The sequence below is a fragment of the Streptomyces sp. RK9 genome (genome assembly GCF_045070545.1).
In the GTDB taxonomy this organism is placed as follows: domain Bacteria; phylum Actinomycetota; class Actinomycetes; order Streptomycetales; family Streptomycetaceae; genus Streptomyces; species Streptomyces alboflavus.
In genome coordinates, this window is sequence record NZ_CP173703.1 from 3375930 (window position 1) to 3390970 (window position 15041).

At 74.2% G+C, this 15041-nt stretch carries 12 protein-coding genes; 9 read left to right on the plus strand and 3 right to left on the minus strand.

Annotated elements, in window-relative coordinates:
- Nucleotides 1-128 precede the first annotated feature (128 nt).
- Entirely contained in the window at nucleotides 129-923 is a 795-nt protein-coding gene (locus AB6L24_RS13855) for a spermidine synthase (RefSeq protein ID WP_405657154.1), read from the plus strand.
- Nucleotides 924-1033: 110 nt separating this feature from the next.
- Here AB6L24_RS13855 and AB6L24_RS13860 read toward each other — a convergent pair whose 3' ends face one another.
- The 3 genes from AB6L24_RS13860 to AB6L24_RS13870 form a co-directional block, all read right to left on the minus strand.
- Nucleotides 1034-2353, minus strand: coding sequence for an MFS transporter (locus AB6L24_RS13860; protein ID WP_405655397.1), 1320 nt, complete (start codon nucleotides 2351-2353; stop codon nucleotides 1034-1036).
- A gap of 84 nt (nucleotides 2354-2437) precedes the next feature.
- Nucleotides 2438-3541 carry a hypothetical protein gene (locus AB6L24_RS13865; RefSeq protein WP_405655398.1) on the minus strand — a complete coding sequence of 368 codons (1104 nt, stop codon included), beginning with the start codon at nucleotides 3539-3541 and terminating at the stop codon, nucleotides 2438-2440.
- A 215-nt stretch (nucleotides 3542-3756) separates the two neighbouring features.
- Nucleotides 3757-4764: a hypothetical protein gene (locus tag AB6L24_RS13870; RefSeq protein WP_405655399.1), complete on the minus strand. Its 1008-nt coding sequence runs from the start codon at nucleotides 4762-4764 to the stop codon at nucleotides 3757-3759.
- 193 nt (nucleotides 4765-4957) lie between these two features.
- Between AB6L24_RS13870 and AB6L24_RS13875 the strand changes: the two genes are divergently transcribed.
- From AB6L24_RS13875 to AB6L24_RS13910, 8 genes are all read left to right on the plus strand, one after another.
- The gene (locus tag AB6L24_RS13875; RefSeq protein WP_380858197.1) at nucleotides 4958-5416 is read left to right on the plus strand and encodes a DUF4442 domain-containing protein; all 459 of its coding nucleotides are present in this window, start codon (nucleotides 4958-4960) and stop codon (nucleotides 5414-5416) included.
- A gap of 89 nt (nucleotides 5417-5505) precedes the next feature.
- Complete coding sequence (locus AB6L24_RS13880; RefSeq protein ID WP_405655401.1) at nucleotides 5506-5961, plus strand: DUF6234 family protein; 456 nt, start codon at nucleotides 5506-5508, stop codon at nucleotides 5959-5961.
- A 93-nt stretch (nucleotides 5962-6054) separates the two neighbouring features.
- Nucleotides 6055-6618, plus strand: coding sequence for a hypothetical protein (locus tag AB6L24_RS13885; RefSeq protein ID WP_405655402.1), 564 nt, complete (start codon nucleotides 6055-6057; stop codon nucleotides 6616-6618).
- Nucleotides 6619-6714: 96 nt separating this feature from the next.
- The gene (locus AB6L24_RS13890) at nucleotides 6715-9132 is read left to right on the plus strand and encodes a beta-glucosidase (RefSeq protein ID WP_405655403.1); all 2418 of its coding nucleotides are present in this window, start codon (nucleotides 6715-6717) and stop codon (nucleotides 9130-9132) included.
- Complete coding sequence (locus AB6L24_RS13895; protein WP_405655404.1) at nucleotides 9129-10877, plus strand: carboxylesterase/lipase family protein; 1749 nt, start codon at nucleotides 9129-9131, stop codon at nucleotides 10875-10877. The genes AB6L24_RS13890 and AB6L24_RS13895 overlap by 4 nt, the downstream gene beginning before the upstream one ends.
- Nucleotides 10878-10957: 80 nt before the next feature.
- On the plus strand, nucleotides 10958-11704 hold the full coding sequence (locus AB6L24_RS13900; RefSeq protein WP_405657155.1) for a DedA family protein: 747 nt from the start codon (nucleotides 10958-10960) through the stop codon (nucleotides 11702-11704).
- 392 nt (nucleotides 11705-12096) lie between these two features.
- Nucleotides 12097-13368 (plus strand): serine hydrolase domain-containing protein, encoded by a 1272-nt coding sequence (locus AB6L24_RS13905; RefSeq protein WP_405655406.1) that lies wholly within the window; start codon nucleotides 12097-12099, stop codon nucleotides 13366-13368.
- Nucleotides 13365-15020, plus strand: coding sequence for an alpha/beta fold hydrolase (locus tag AB6L24_RS13910; protein ID WP_405655407.1), 1656 nt, complete (start codon nucleotides 13365-13367; stop codon nucleotides 15018-15020). Before AB6L24_RS13905 ends, AB6L24_RS13910 begins: the two co-directional genes overlap by 4 nt.
- Nucleotides 15021-15041 lie beyond the last annotated feature (21 nt).

The window sequence follows — 15041 nt, forward strand, 5'->3', positions numbered from 1 at the left end:
CGGCGACTCCCCGAGCCCCTGCCGAGACGTCGCCCGCCGCGGCTACGTTCGCCGACGCGCCGCGCCCCACACCCCCCGACGCCGACCCGCTCCCCGTCACCCGTGCCGTCGACCACGGCACCGCGAAGCTGCTCCCCGACGTGGACCGGGCGCGGGCCTGGCTCCTGACCGTCGACGGGGCCCCGCAGTCCTATGTCGACCTGGACGAGCCCACGTACCTGGAGTTCGAGTACGCCCGCAGGCTCGGACACGTCCTCGACACCCTTGCCGCGCCGGGCCGCCCGCTCGACGTCGTGCACCTCGGCGGGGGCGCGCTCACTCTGCCGCGCTACGTCGCCGCGACCCGGCCGGGGTCCCGGCAGGACGTGGTCGACGCGGACCGGGGGCTGCTCGAACTCGTCGTGGCGGAACTGCCGCTGCCCGCCGGCTCCGGGATCGCCGTGCACGGCGCGGACGCCCGCGCCTGGGTGGAGGCCGCGCCCGCGGCCAGCGCCGACGTGCTCGTCGGCGACGCCTTCGGCGGCTCCCGGGTGCCCGCGCACCTCACGTCGGACGCGTACGCCCGTGCCGTGCGCCGCGTGCTGCGCGCGGACGGCTGCTACGCCGCGAACCTCGCCGACGGCGCGCCCTTCGCCTTCCTCCGCTCCCAACTGGCCACCTTCGCCACGGTCTTCGACGAGCTGACGCTGATCGCCGAGCCCGCCGTGCTGCGCGGGCGCCGCTTCGGCAACGCCGTGCTCCTCGCCTCCCACGCACCGGTCGACGTGGACGCCCTCGTCCGGCGCACCGCCGCGGACGCGTTCCCCGCACGGGTCGTGCACGGGGAGGCGCTGCGGAGGTTCATCGGGAACGCGCGGGTCGTACGGGACGCGGACGCCGAGGCCTCGCCGCAGCCGCCGGACGGGGCGTTCAGCGTCGGCTGAGCGGGGCGGCAGGGGAGCGGGGCGGAACGGCGGGGGAGCGTCAGGCCCGGCCCCGCCCGGCCGCCCGGCCCCGCCCGACCGCCCGGCGCGGCCCTGGCCGCCGCATCGGCTCAGGCGGAGGGCTTCTCCGACGCCACGGCGTCCACGGGCGCCGACCCGGCCATCAGCCCCTCCCCGGCCCCCGGCCCCTCCGCGGCCACCACCGCCTGCGTACGCCGCGTCAGATTCCGTACGTCCGGGACGAGCAGCACCGCCGCCGTCACCACGACCACCAGCGCCGCGCACCCCCACAGCGAGGCGGACCGGCCGAAGGCCTGCTCGGCGGGGCCTGCGAGGGCCGTAGCGAGGGGCACCATCGCCACGGAGCCGAACCAGTCGTACGCCGAGACGCGCGACAGCTTCTCCTCCGGGATCTCCTGGTGCATGGCCGTCATCCACGAGACGCCGAACACCTCGATGGCGACACCGCTCACGAACATCACCGCCGCGAGCCCGGCCACCGGCAGCGGCACCGCGAGCGCGGCGGACGGGGCGGCCAGCGGGAAGACGCACAACGTACCGGCGAACAGCAGCCGTCGCGGCTTCCAGCGCATCATCAGGAGCGCCCCGCCGACCGTGCCCGCGCCGAACGCCCCGAGCGCGAGCCCCCAGGGCCCCGCGCCGCCGAGTTCGTCCTCGGCCACCAGCGGCCCGAACACGGACTCGGCCGCGCCGACCACCGCCACCACCACGGAGAACTGCGCCACGATCGACCACAGCCAGGGCCGCCCGACGACCTCCCGCCAGCCGTCCCGCAGATCGGCGAGGAGACCGCCGCCGGGGGCGCGCCGCGGGATGTGGCCGACGTCGAGGAACGCGCGCAGCGCCCCCGCCGCGGCGAACGCCACCGCGTCCACGGCGAGCACCCAGCCGGGCCCGATCACCGCGACCATGAGGCCGCCGAGCGCCGCGCCGCCGAGGCCCGCGCCCTGCATCGCCATCCGGTACAGGGCGAAGGCCCGCCCGGCCTGCTCGCCGGTGACGGAGGACAGGAGCATGCCCTCGGACGCGGGCCCGAAGAAGGCCTGGCCGGTGCCGCCGAGCGCGGTGAGCAGCATCATCTGCCACAGCTGCGGGTCACCGGCGAGCACGACGGCGGCGAACGCGGCCTGGGAGACGCAGTTGAGGGTGTTGGCGGCGACCATGACATGGTGCCGCGGCAGCCGGTCGGCCACCGCGCCGCCGATGAGCAGGAAGAGCACGAGCGGCAGCGTGCGGGCCGCGGCGACCAGACCCACGTCACCGCCGTCGCCCCCGGCGTCGAGGACGGCGAACGCCGCCGCGATGAGCGCACCGTGGCCGCCGAGATTCGTGATGATCGCGGCGGCGGTGAGGAGCGTGTAGTTGCGACCGGCCCAGGAGGGGCGGCGGGAGGCGGTGGGTGAGGTCACCACGGGACTATCCCCGGCGGACCACCGCCATGACAAACCGATTCTCCGGCCGCCGTGACGGCGGCCGGAGCGTCAGTTCAGGACTCAGGAGGTTTCCTCGGGGTCGCCCTGCAGCCGCACCGTGGAGAGGATCTTCTTCACCTGGGCGTCGGAGACCTCCTCCTTCACGCCCTTGGCGCCGTACATGGACCACGCCACGTAGTCGCCCGCCGCGTTCTTGAACGCGAAGGTCGTCGCCTTGCCGTCGGAGTCGCACTTGTCCGACTTCTCGGCACCGACCGTGGTGGACGTCGTCACGCTGCCCGTGATGCCGGACTTCGTGGTGTACGACTCGACCTTGCCGATCTTGATCTTCTTCTTGTCGGACTTCTTCTGGTTGGTGTAGCCGCCGAAGACCCACCACGCCGAGTCGTTGCGGGAGACGTCCTTGGTGTTCTTGGCGCCGTTCTGGCCCTTGGTGCCGACGACCGCGAGCGAGGTGTCGTCCTTCTGCCCGTCCTTGTCGTCGTCGGACGAGCACCACTTCTCTTTGTAGATCGCGGGCGCGGACATGATGATCAGCGCGCTGCCGTCGCCCTTCTTGCGGTCCTCGAAACCGATGAAGGTGTCCGGCGACTTGATCGTCCAGTCCGCCGGCACGTCGAAGGCGGTGCCCCACTTGGGGTTCACCACGACCTGCCAGCCGGGGATGGTCGGCTTGGGGTCGCCGTCCGTGCCACGCGGGTTGTCGTCGTCCGACGCCGTGGGGCTCGGCTTCTTGGTGACCGACTTGGACGGCTTGGGGGCCGCCTTGTCCGCCTTGTCGTCGTCGCCGTCACCGCCGAGGACCAGGAAGCCGGTGACGCCCGCGGCCACGACCACGGCGGCCGCCGCGACGATGGCCGTGACCTTCGTCTTGTTGCCGCCGCCGCTCCCGCCGCCGCTCGGGTCGGGCCCGCCCGCCTGGGGCGTCCCCATCGGGAACGTCGGCGCGCCCCACTGCGGCTGCCCGGGCTGCGTGGGCTGGCCCACGGGGGGCTGCCCGGCGGGCGGCTGCTGGTAGGGATTGGGCTGCTGGGGCCCGGGCTGTTGCTGGTATCCGGGCTGCTGATACGGATTGGGCTGCTGGTACCCGGGCTGCTGGTACGGGTTCTGACCCTGGTCCTGCGGGTTCTGCTCGCCCCCGGGCGGCTGCTGTTCTGGCCACATGGCCAGTAACCATAGATGGGCCGGGGCCCCGGGTGCCACGCCCGGTCGGCTGCCGGACCGGCACCGGAGCCGGGGGCGGACGAAGCGGTGACGAAGTGGTGAAGAAGTAGTACTGATGGGCGTGAGATCGCGTCGCCGCGCCCCCGGCGGCCGCGTCCTCGGCCCCGCCCGCTGTCCGCGTGGTCGGCTCGTCAGCCGACCGCGTCCGCGATCCGTCAGCCCGTCGGCTTGCCGTGCAGCCGCACCGTGGCGAGGATCTTCATGATCGTCGAGTCCGGGATCTCCTCCTTGACGCCCCGGGCGCCGTACAGGCTCCAGGACACGAACTCACCCTCGGAGTTCTTGAAGCCGAACGTGATCGCCTTGCCGTCCGAGGCGCACTTGCCGCGCTGCGGGGTGTTCGTCGACTTGCCCCACGCGATGCTGCCCTTGATCCCGGACTTGGTGGTGTAGGGCTTCGCCTTCTCGTCGTACGTCATGGTCTTCTTGTCCGGCTGCGTGTAGGCGCCGTAGATCCACCAGCCGACGGTGTTGATCGCGACCTCGTCGGTGTTCTTGCCGCCGCGCCCGCCCTTGGTGCCCGCGGCGGCCAGCTCGGTGTCCTCGGACCGGCCGTCCTTGTCCTCGTCGGAGGTGCACCACTTGGGCTTGAGGACGGCGGGCGAGCCCATCGTCGCCACCGGCTCGCCGGTCTTGTGGTCCTCCATGTTGATGGCCCGGCCCGGCCCCTCCACCTGCCAGTCGGGCGGTACGTCGAAGGCGGTGCCCCACTTGGGGTTCACGACGACGTTCCAGCCCGGAACGGTCGCCTTCGGCCCGCCGTCGTCCGTGCCCCGGTCGCTGTCGTCGCCGTCCGACGGCGAGGACGGCTTGTCGGACGCCTGCTCCGAGGAGTCGGACTTGGCCTTGTCGGACTTGTCGTCGTCGCCGAGTATGAGGAAGCCGGTGACGCCCGCGGCCACGACCACGGCGGCCGCGGCGACGATCGCGATGACCTTGGTCCTGTTCCCGCCACCGCCGCCACCGCTCCCGCCCGGCGGCTGCGGCGCGCCCGGGTGGGTCGGGGCGCCGGCCCAGGGCCCCTGCGGCCCCGCGGGGGGCTGCTGGTAGGCGCCGGGCTGCGGGTGACCAGGCTGCTGGGGCTGCTGATATCCCGGCTGCTGATAGGGGTTCGGCTGCTGGTACCCGGGCTGCTGGTAAGGATTCTGGTCCTGCGAGCTCATGGCGGATCACGATACGGGTGCGGGGTGGCGGTGGCCGCGCGTGCCCTCGCCGATGCCGAGAGTGCCCCGGATGCGGGGGGATTGGGCGCGGCGGCGGACGGCGGTCCGGTACGGGGAGGGGTGTCGGGCGGGCGGGGTCTCCGGCCCGTGAAGCCCTGGCCAAGGAGTGCTACTCGTGGGTAACATCCCTGGCATGAGCGCAGACCAGATGTCGATCGGCGAGATGCTCGCCGCCACCGTGCCGATGGCCAAGACCCTGAACCTCGAGTTCGGCGAGACCACGCCCGAGCGTGCCGTGGTCGTGCTGCCGGACCAGAGCGAGTACCACAACCACGTGGGCGGGCCGCACGCCGGAGCCATGTTCACGCTGGGCGAGTCCGCGAGCGGCGCCATCGTGCTCGCCGCCTTCGGTGCGCACCTCTCGCGTGCCGTGCCGCTCGCGGTGCGCGCCGACATCGCGTACAAGAAGCTGGCGATGGGGAAGGTCACGGCCACCGCGACGCTCGGCCGCCCGGTCGCCGACGTGGTCGCCGAGCTGGACGCGGGTCAGCGCCCGGAGTTCCCGGTCGCCATCGCCATCACGCGTGAGGACGGCGCCGTGACGGGCGAGATGACCGTCGTGTGGACGCTGCGCCCCAACGACCCGAAGTAGCCAGGACGGACGGCTCGGTGGCCGTCCCGCCGAGTGACTGAGTACCCGTACTCATGTGCGGACGGGGTCCGGCGTCGAGCATGGGCGGCATGAGCCTGCCGAGCGCGCCGCCCGCCTTCGACGCCTCCAACGACACCGGTGCCGACGGACGCGCCGACATCACGGCCGCCGTCGGCCTCTTCCTGCTCGAAGGGGCCGTCCTCGTCGTGGTGTTCGGGGCGTGGCTCCTGTCGGGGGTCTCCTTCGTCCCCGCGGGCGGCGCCGACGTCGAGCCCGACTCCCTCGGCGGCTATCTCGTCGCCGCCGGGGCGGTCGGGCTCTTCGCCGTCCTGGCCGCTGCCTTCGCCTTCCGGAGGCGGGCCGCGGCGACCGCGTGGAGTCAGGGGTTCATGGCGGTGCTGATCGCCGCCGCCGTGCTGTGCGGCCCCGCGTACCCGGACCGGACGCGGGAGCGCGAGCGGCCCGCGCCCGCGTCCACCTGGCAGGGGCAGGTGGGGTGCCGCAGCGGGGGCGACAGCGACGAGTGCGCCGGTACGGGGCGATGAAGGGGCCCTGAACCCGGCGGGTTTGAGCCTCGCGGGTTCCTGAACCCCGCGTGTGCGGGACCCCTCCCGGGCGCCCGCGCATAGAACGGTCCCATGACCACATCGGAAACATCGATCCGCCGCCGCACGGCCGGGCTGTCCGCGGCGCGTGGCGCGGTGGCGGCCGTGGGCGCCTTCCTGACCCTGGCCGCCGCCGTCACCGGCTGCGGCTCCGACTCGGGCGACGACGAGGGGGCGTCCGCGCCGTCCTCGCCCGCGCGTTCCGCGCAATCGTCACCCGCCTCGCCGACCCCCACGAAGCCCGCCAAGTCGCCGTCGCCGTCACCGACCGCGGTGCAGCCGAAGAAGCCGATGAAGCCGTCGACGCGGGCCGAACTGCGGGCGTGCGCGGACGGAAGCTGCACGGTCGTGGTGCGGAGAGGTGCCGAGATTCCAGGCGTCGACAGCCTTCGGGCCGGACCGTTCACGGTGAGCGCCGTCGGTCCCGAAGGGGTGGACCTCACCTCGGTCGACGCGAGCGGATTCACTTCCAGCCTGCTCGGCCAGCGTCCCGAACAGGGTGGGCCCTCCACCGTCAACGAGCTGTCGATCGCCGTACTCGCCATCACCGGGGACACCGCGAAGCTCCGGCTCTTCCCGGCGAAGCAGAGGGGGTAGGCGGTTTACGGACGGGTTGCCCACGGTCGTCGCCGAGATGATTGACACGAGTCAACACCGGCCGTAGCTTGTGCGCCGCGCCGATGGAATCCGACGGTGCGTCAGACGGCAGAGGCGGCGCCCGTGTCCGACACCGTGTCCCGCGTGGAGTACCTGGTCCGCGCGCTCACCCTCGACGAGAAGGTCTCCCTGCTGCACGGCGCCCCCGACCCGGAACGGCTCGGGCAGGCGGGCCACGTCCCCGGGGTGCCCCGGCTCGGCATCCCCGCGCTCCGGCTCGCGGACGGGCCCGCCGGGGTGCGGGTCGACGCGCCCGCCACCGCGCTGCCCGCGCCGATCCTCCTCGCGGCCGCCTTCGACCCCGAACTGGCGCGCCGCTACGGGCGGGTGCTCGGCCGTGAGGGGCGGGCGCTCGGCCAGGACGTGCTGCTCTCGCCGATGGTCAACCTCGTCCGCACCCCGTACGCGGGGCGGAACTTCGAGACGTTCGGCGAGGATCCGCTGCTCGCCGCCGACCTGGTCGCGCACGAGATCGTCGGCATCCAGGAGGAGGGGCTCGTCGCGACGGTCAAGCACTTCGCGATGAACAACCAGGAGCGGGACCGCATGTCCGTCGACGTGCGGGTCGACGAGCGGACCGCGCACGAGACGGAGCTGCGTGGGTTCGAGGCCGCTGTCGCCGCCGGGGTGGGCGCGGTCATGGGGGCGTACAACAAGGTCGACGGCGTCTTCGCCTGTGAGAGCGCGGAGTTGCTCGGCGAGGTGCTGCGCGGGCGGTGGGGGTTCGGCGGGTGGGTGATGACCGACTGGTTCGCGGGGCACTCCACGGTCGCCGCGATCGGCGCGGGCCTGGACATGGAGATGCCGGACGGCCGGTACTTCGGCGCGGCCCTGCGGCGGGCGGTCGCGGACGGGAGCGTGCCCGAGGCGTGGGTGGACCGGTCCGTGCGGCGGCTGCTCGGGGTGCTCGACCGGTTCGGTCTGCTCGACGGGAGCGCGCCGCCGCGCCCGCGCCGCGACGCCGCGGCCGGTGCGGCCCTCGCGCTGGAGGTCGCGAAGGCGGGTGCGACGCTGCTGCGCAACGAGCACGGGGCGCTGCCCCTGACCGGCCCCGCCGCCCGCTCCCTCGCCGTGATCGGACCGACCGGCGCGGTGCCGTTCGTGAGCGGCGGCGGGAGCGCGCACGTCGTCCCGGACCGGGCCCTGAGCCCTCTGGACGCCCTCGCGTCCCGTGCGGGGCGCGGCGCGCGGGTCCGTTACGCCGTCGGCGAGGACCTGTTCGGCTCCGCGATGCCGACGGGCGCGCTCGCTCCCGGCGGCTTCGACCCGGAGGGGCAGTGGGTCGGTCCGGGCGAGTGCTGGGCGTACGAGGGGACGCTGACCATCGACGAGGGTGACGAGGGTGACGAGGACGACGAGTGGACGTTCGTCATCCACTGCTCCGGTGCCCGGCCGACGGTGCGGCTCGACGGGGTGGAGCTTTTCCCGCCCGCGCCTGGCTTCGGCGAGTACTTCACGGGCGGGCTCGTCGCGACCGCCCCCGACGGACTCTCTGTGCGCCGCAGGACGCTGCCGCTCGGGCGGGGCCGACACCGTCTGGAGATCTCCGCGCACGGCGGCAGGAACGGGCAGACGTTCCGGATCCGCCGCGTCACCGGGGCGAGCCGCGCCCGTGACGTCGCCGACGCGGTGCGCGCCGCGCGGGACGCGCACAGCGTCGTGCTCTTCGCGTACGAGGACGCCACCGAGGGCCAGGACCGGGCGACCCTCGCCCTGCCCGGCCACCAGGAGGCCCTGATCGAGGCGGTGACGGCCGCCAACCCCCGTACGACCGTCGTCCTCAACACCTCGTCGGCCACCTCGATGCCCTGGCTGGAGCGCACCGCGGCCGTCCTCCAGATGTACTACCCGGGCCAGGAGGGCGCGGCCGCCACCGCCGCCGTCCTGTTCGGCGACTGCGACCCCGGCGGCCGGCTCACGCAGACCTTCCCCGTCGACGACGACCGCCATCCGACGGCGGGCGACCCGCGCCGCTACCCGGGCGTCGACGGCACCGAGGAGTACACGGAGGGCGTCCACGTCGGCCACCGCTGGTACGACGCGCACGGCGTGCGGCCGCTGTTCCCCTTCGGCCACGGACTGTCGTACACGACCTTCTCCTACGCCGGACTCACGGTGCTCCCGGCGGCGGGCGGAGGGATCGAGGTGAGCTTCACGGTACGCAACACCGGGCCGCGGGACGGGATCACGGTGGCCCAGGCGTACGTGGGGGCCTCGCCGGACGTGCGGCTCGACCAGGCGGTGCGGGTGCTCGGCGGCTACCGGCGGATCGCGCTGCGGGCGGGGGAGGAGCGGCGGGTGACCCTGCGGATCGCGGCGCGGACGCTGTCGCTGTGGGACGGGCGGCGCGGCGGCTGGGTGCTCGGTACCGGACGGCGTGCGGTGCATGTGGGCGTCTCCGCCCAGGAGTTGGTCCTTTCCGGCGTCATCGACGTGAAGGCGGTGCGGGTGTGAGCGGTGGTCGGCGTGCGGGGCGTTTCGTGGTGGCCGTCGGGGTGCTGATCGTGGCCGGGGCGGTGGGGCTCGCGCCGGAGGCGGCGCGGGCGGGGCAGGCGGACCCGGGCGTGCGGGCCGGGCAGGTGGAATCGGCAGCGTGGCCCGGGCGGTCGGGGGCGGCGGGGGCTGCCGTGCGGGCCGGGTCCGGGGACAGGGCCGAGGGTGGTCCCGCCGTGGTGCGGACCGACGCGGGCCGGGTGCGCGGGCGGGTCACGGAAGAGGGGCGGCGGTTCCTGGGGATTCCGTACGCGCGACAGCCCGTCGGCGCGCTGCGCTGGCGGGAGCCGCGCCCGGTCGTCCCCTGGCACGGGGTGCGCGCGGCCACGGGGTTCGGCAACCGCTGTGTGCAGACGGCGAGTTGGGACCCGGGGTACGAGAAGCCCAGCCACACGGAGGACTGCCTCGCCCTCAACGTGTACGCGCCCGCGGGGGACCGGGGCGCCGCGGGCGCGCGGACCCCGGTGGACGTGCGGCGGCCCGTCCTCGTCTGGCTGCACGGCGGCGGGCTCACCGCGGGCGCGGGCGAGGACGTCGTGCCGGAGCGCTTCGCCCGCGCCACCGGCACCGTCGTCGTCACCGTCAACTACCGCCTGGGCGCCCTGGGTTTCCTCGGCTCGCCCGCGCTCGACGGCGAGGCGTCCGACGGGGTGTCCGGCAACTACGGACTGCTCGACCAGCAGGCCGCGCTGCGCTGGGTGCGTACCAACATCGGGCGGTTCGGCGGCGACCCGCGCCGCGTGACCGTCGCGGGCGAGTCCGCGGGCGGCCGCTCGGTCTGCACCCACCTCGCCTCGCCGACCGGCCGCGGCCTGTTCCGCGCGGCCGTCGTCCAGAGCGGCGCGTACGACGACTGCGCGGGCCGCACGCGGCGGCAGGCGGCCGGGGACGGCGCCGCGTTCGCGCGGAAGGCGGGCTGCCCGGACCCGGCGGCCGCCCTCGTGTGTCTGCGGCGCAAGCCCGCGAAGGACCTGCTCGCGGTGCAGGCGGGGTTCGACTGGGGGCCGGTCGTCGGCGGGCGCTTCCTGCCCGTACAGCCCGCGGCGGCCTTCGAGCGGGGCAGCGCGGCGAAGGTGCCGGTCCTGAACGGCGCCAACACCGACGAGGGCACGCTGTTCGCGTTCGCGCAGTTCGACGGGCAGGGCAGACCGCTGGCCGCCGAGCGCTACCCGGCCGTCCTCGACGAGACGTACGGGCCCGCGCTCGCGGAACGGGTTATGCGCCGCTACCCGCTCGCGCGGTACTCCACGCCCTCGCACGCCTTCGCCGCGACCATCGGCGACCAGCTGTTCGCCTGCCCGGCCCTGCGGCTCGACCGCTCCCTTGCCGGGCGCGGCCCCGTCTACGCCTACGAGTTCGCGGACCGTACCTCGCCGCCCTTCGCCAGCCTGCGCGACCGCGGCACGGACTTCGCCTTCGGTGCGACGCACGTAAACGAAGTGCAATATCTGTTCCAACACTTCGGCCTGCGCTCGCCCCTGAACGCCGAACAGCGCGCCCTCGCCCGGCAGATGACCGCGTACTGGGGCTCCTTCATCCACTCCGGAGTGCCCCGCGCGGACGGCGCCCCGCCCGCTCCCGACCAGCGCACTCACCCCGGCGCCACCCTCTCGCTGCGCACCGGATCAGCGGGCGGCACCACCATCGACAAGGGGGTGCACCGGGCCCACCACTGCGCTCTGTGGGACCCGGCCGCACCCCGCTGAGCAGGTAGGCTTCCCCGTCGTGCGTGATCGACAAGGACACGCACGCCGGGGGATTCACCAGCACAGCGGAAGGAACCGGGTTGCACGTCCAGGAGTGGCTGGAGAACGTACCGGCCGTCAGCGTCTACCTGCTCGTGGGCCTCGTGATCGGCCTGGAGTCACTGGGCATCCCGCTGCCCGGCGAGATCGTCCTCGTCTCCGCCGCGCTGCTCTCGTCCCAGCACGGCGACGTGAACCCGGTGATCCTCGGCGCCTGCGCCGTCGCGGGCGCGGTGATCGGCGACTCCATCGGCTACGCGATCGGACGCAAGGGCGGCCGACCGCTCCTCGCCTGGCTGGGGCGGAAGTTCCCCAAGCACTTCAGCGAGGCGAACGTCGGCAGCGCCGAGCGGTCGTTCCAGAAGTGGGGCATGTGGGCGGTCTTCTTCGGCCGCTTCGTGGCCCTCCTGCGGATCTTCGCCGGGCCGCTCGCCGGTGTGCTGCGGATGCCGTACTGGAAGTTCGCCATCGCCAACGTTCTCGGCGGCATCGTGTGGGCGGGCGGCACCACGGCTGTCATCTACTACATCGGCGTGGTCGCGGAGGACTGGCTCAAGCGCTTCTCGTACGTCGGCCTGGGCATCGCCGTCCTCATCGGCATCGGCTCGATGCTGCTCGTGAAGCGGCGGGCGAAGAAGGCGGCGGAGGAGCACGCGGCGCTGTCCGACGCCGAAGTGCCCGCGCAGGCGGGGGCCGACGCGGCCACCGGGACGGACGGCGGGGCCGCGGGCGCCGCCACCGAGGGCGAGACGGCGCTCGCGGCCGCCCAGGGCGCCACCGGCAGCTGAGCCGCGCCGGGCCACCACGGACCGGCCCCGCACACCCCTTTCGTACCCGCTCGTGCGTCGCGCGCGAGCGGGTACGCGCAGGTGCGCCCTGCGTTCCGCTTGCCGTCGCTCCCGCCCGTGCTTCCGCACGCCCCTGGCCGTTCGGGTCCGTCCACGTCCCCTTCCGCGGGGCGCGACCTGCGCTCCTCCCGGATCCGGGGGGTCTGCCCCCGTGTGCTTCCGGGGGCAGGCTCCAGTGAGCGCGGGGCACCGGGTCCCTAGCGTCGGTCGGCATGACTTGTGTAGAGCACACCGAGAAAAGAACGTCCTCTGTAGCGCACCCGGAGCAAAGAACGTCCGTACGGGCCTTACCCGGGCGCCGTCGAGCCGGGCGGGCGACCGCGGCGGCCGTGGTGACGGCGGCGTTGACGCTGCTCGTCCCCGTGGCCGGCGCGGCGGCCCGCCCCGGCGCGGGGTCCCGCCCGGCGGCCCCGACTCCCACCCCGGCTCCCGCCCGGACCCCCGCCCCGCCGCCCGACTGTGACACGGCGCGCGGAGCGGTCAAGGGCTCCCTCGGCCCCTTCGTCGACCGCCACGGCATCCCCGGCGTCGCCGCCGAAGTGGTCGACCGGCGCTGCGGGCGCTGGTCCGTCGCACGGGGCGTCGCCGACCTGGACAGCGGTCGCCCGATGGACGCGAGGGACCGGCTGCGGATCGGCAGCGTCAGCAAGACGTTCACCGTCACCGTCGTCGTACAGCTCGCCGCGGAGGGCCGGATCGGCCTCGACGCGCCCGTCGAGCGCTATCTGCCGGGCCTGATCCGGGGCAACGGCCACGACGGTCGCAAGATCACCGTGCGTCAGCTCCTCCAGCACACCAGCGGACTGCCCGACTACGTCGAAGCCCTCGCCGAGCGGCCCGTGGCGGAGTGGCGCTTCCGCCACTTCGAGCCCCACGAGCAGATCGCCGCCGCCTTGACGATGCCGCGCCCGGCCAAGAGGTGGCACTACGCGACGACCAACACCGTCGTCGCCGGGCTCATCGTCGAGAAGGTCACCGGGCACCGCGTCGAGGCGGAGGTGGACCGTCGCGTCATTCGGAAGCTCGGCCTGCGGGACACCTACTGGCCGGGCGACGGCACGCGCATCCGGGGCGCGCACTCGCGGAGTTACTTCCCCGGCCCGGAGGACGGGCGGGACGGCGGGGCCTTCCTCCGGCCCGACGGCACACGGCCGTCCCCGGCCCAGGGCAAGGCGTCCTCCCGCGTCGACGGCACCGAGTGGAACATGACCTTCGGCGGCGCGGGCGGTGCCCTGGTCTCGACGCCCGCCGACGTGAACCGCTTCTTCGGCGCGCTGTTCGGCGGGAAGCTGCTGCCCGCGCGCTGGCTCGCCGAGATGAAGCGCACCGTCCCCGCCGACCCGGACCGGCTCTGGCCCGGCGCCCGGTACGGCCTCGGCCTGATCTCCTCGCCGCTGGCGTGCGGCGGGCGCTGGTGGGGACACGCCGGCACGGTCCCCGGCGGGCACCGCGCCCTCGGCGCGATCGGCCCCGGTGGCCGCGCCGTCGCCCTCGCCCTCAACCAGGTGCCCGCCACCGACCACGCCGAAGAGGACTTCCGGGCCGTCGTCGACAGCGCCCTGTGTCCGCCCGACCGCACCCCGCGCCTCAAGGAGAACCCGTGACAAGCACCAGCGCCGCCGTGCGCCGCACCTCGGTGGGCCTCGCCCTCGCCGCCTGCTTCACCGCCGCGCCCGCCCTTGCCTCGGCGGCCACCCCCACCCTGGCCTCGGCGGCCACGACCCGCGCGGCCGAACGCGGCGCGGGCACAACCGCTCCCGCCGCCGGTCTCGACCGCTTTCACGACCAGCGCCTCGACTGGCGCTCCTGCGTCCTCGGCCCGGGCGACGAGACGGGCCACGCCCTGGAGAAGGCGGGCGCCCGGTGCGCGGACGTCACCGTGCCCCTCGACTACTCCGACCCCGGCGGCCGCACCGTCACCGTCGCCATATCGCGGATCAAGGCCACCGACACCCACCACCGCGTCGGCCCGCTGCTCCTCAACGGCGGCGGTCCCGGCGGCACTTCGCTCGGTGACGCCCCGGACATCCACAAGGCGATGAAGGACGTCGCCGCGCGCTACGACATCATCGGCGTCGACCCGCGCTTCGTCGGCCGCAGCACCCCGCTGGACTGCGGGTGGCCCGTCTCCAGCGCCGTCTTCTCCGCCGGGGCCGGCCGCGCGGGCTTCGACCGGCAGGTCGCCCTGCACAAGGACCTGGCCGCCAAGTGCCGCGCCACCAACAAGTCGGTGCTGCCGTTCGTCACCACCCGCGACACCGCCCGCGACATGGACGTCATCCGTGGCGCGCTCGGCGAGCGGAAGATCTCCTACCTGGGCTACTCGTACGGCACCTACCTCGGCACCGTCTACACCCAGATGTTCCCCGGCCGCCACGACCGCGTCGTCCTCGACGGGGCGATCGACCCACGCCGCTACAACCCCCGGCTGCTGCGCGGCGCCGAGCCCGAGAACGACCGGGCACTGTCCGACTGGGCGGCGTGGGCGGCGAAGCGGCACGACACATACGGCCTCGGCCGCACCCGCGCCCAGGTGCTCGCCGCCGTCGACCGCACCGTCGGGGCCTCCGCGCGCGGGCTGACCGTCGGCACCGCTCCCGACACCTTCCGGCTCGACGACACCACCGTGCCGACCCTGCTCGTCATGGGCATCGCCGACGACACCGAAGAGGCAAGGGCGGTCTTCGCGGAGCAGGTGACCGTCCTCGTCAAGGCGGCCGAGGGGCAACCGACCCGGCTCTCACCGGAGTTCGCCGCGGCCCTGCGGTCCTACGTCACCGGCGAGGACTCGCACTACGGCAGCGTGCAGACGGCGATCCTGTGCGGCGACAAGCCGGCCCCTCGTGACCCGGAGCGCTACTGGCGCGACATCCAGCGCAGCCGCGCCGCGCACCCCGTCATGGGACCGCTGACCAACAACATCACCCCGTGTGCGTTCTGGGACCGCCCCCGCGAGGAACCCACCCAGGTCACGCGCGACGCCCCGGCCCTGCTCGTGGGCGCGACCGGTGACCCGCGTGCCACCTACGCGGGAACCGTGGCCCTGCGCGGCCTGCTGCCCAGCTCCAGGCTGATCACCCTGAAGGGCGCCAACCGGCACGGGGTCTACGGCTTCTACGGCGACGACTGCGTGGACACGAAGGTCAACGCCTACCTCGCCAGCGGCAAGCTGCCGGGCAAGGACCTGACCTGCGTCAAGAAGGAAGGCGTCAAGAAGGACGGCGTCAAGAAGGAAGGCGTCAAGAAGGAAGGCTGACGCGCCCACCGCCCGCCAGGT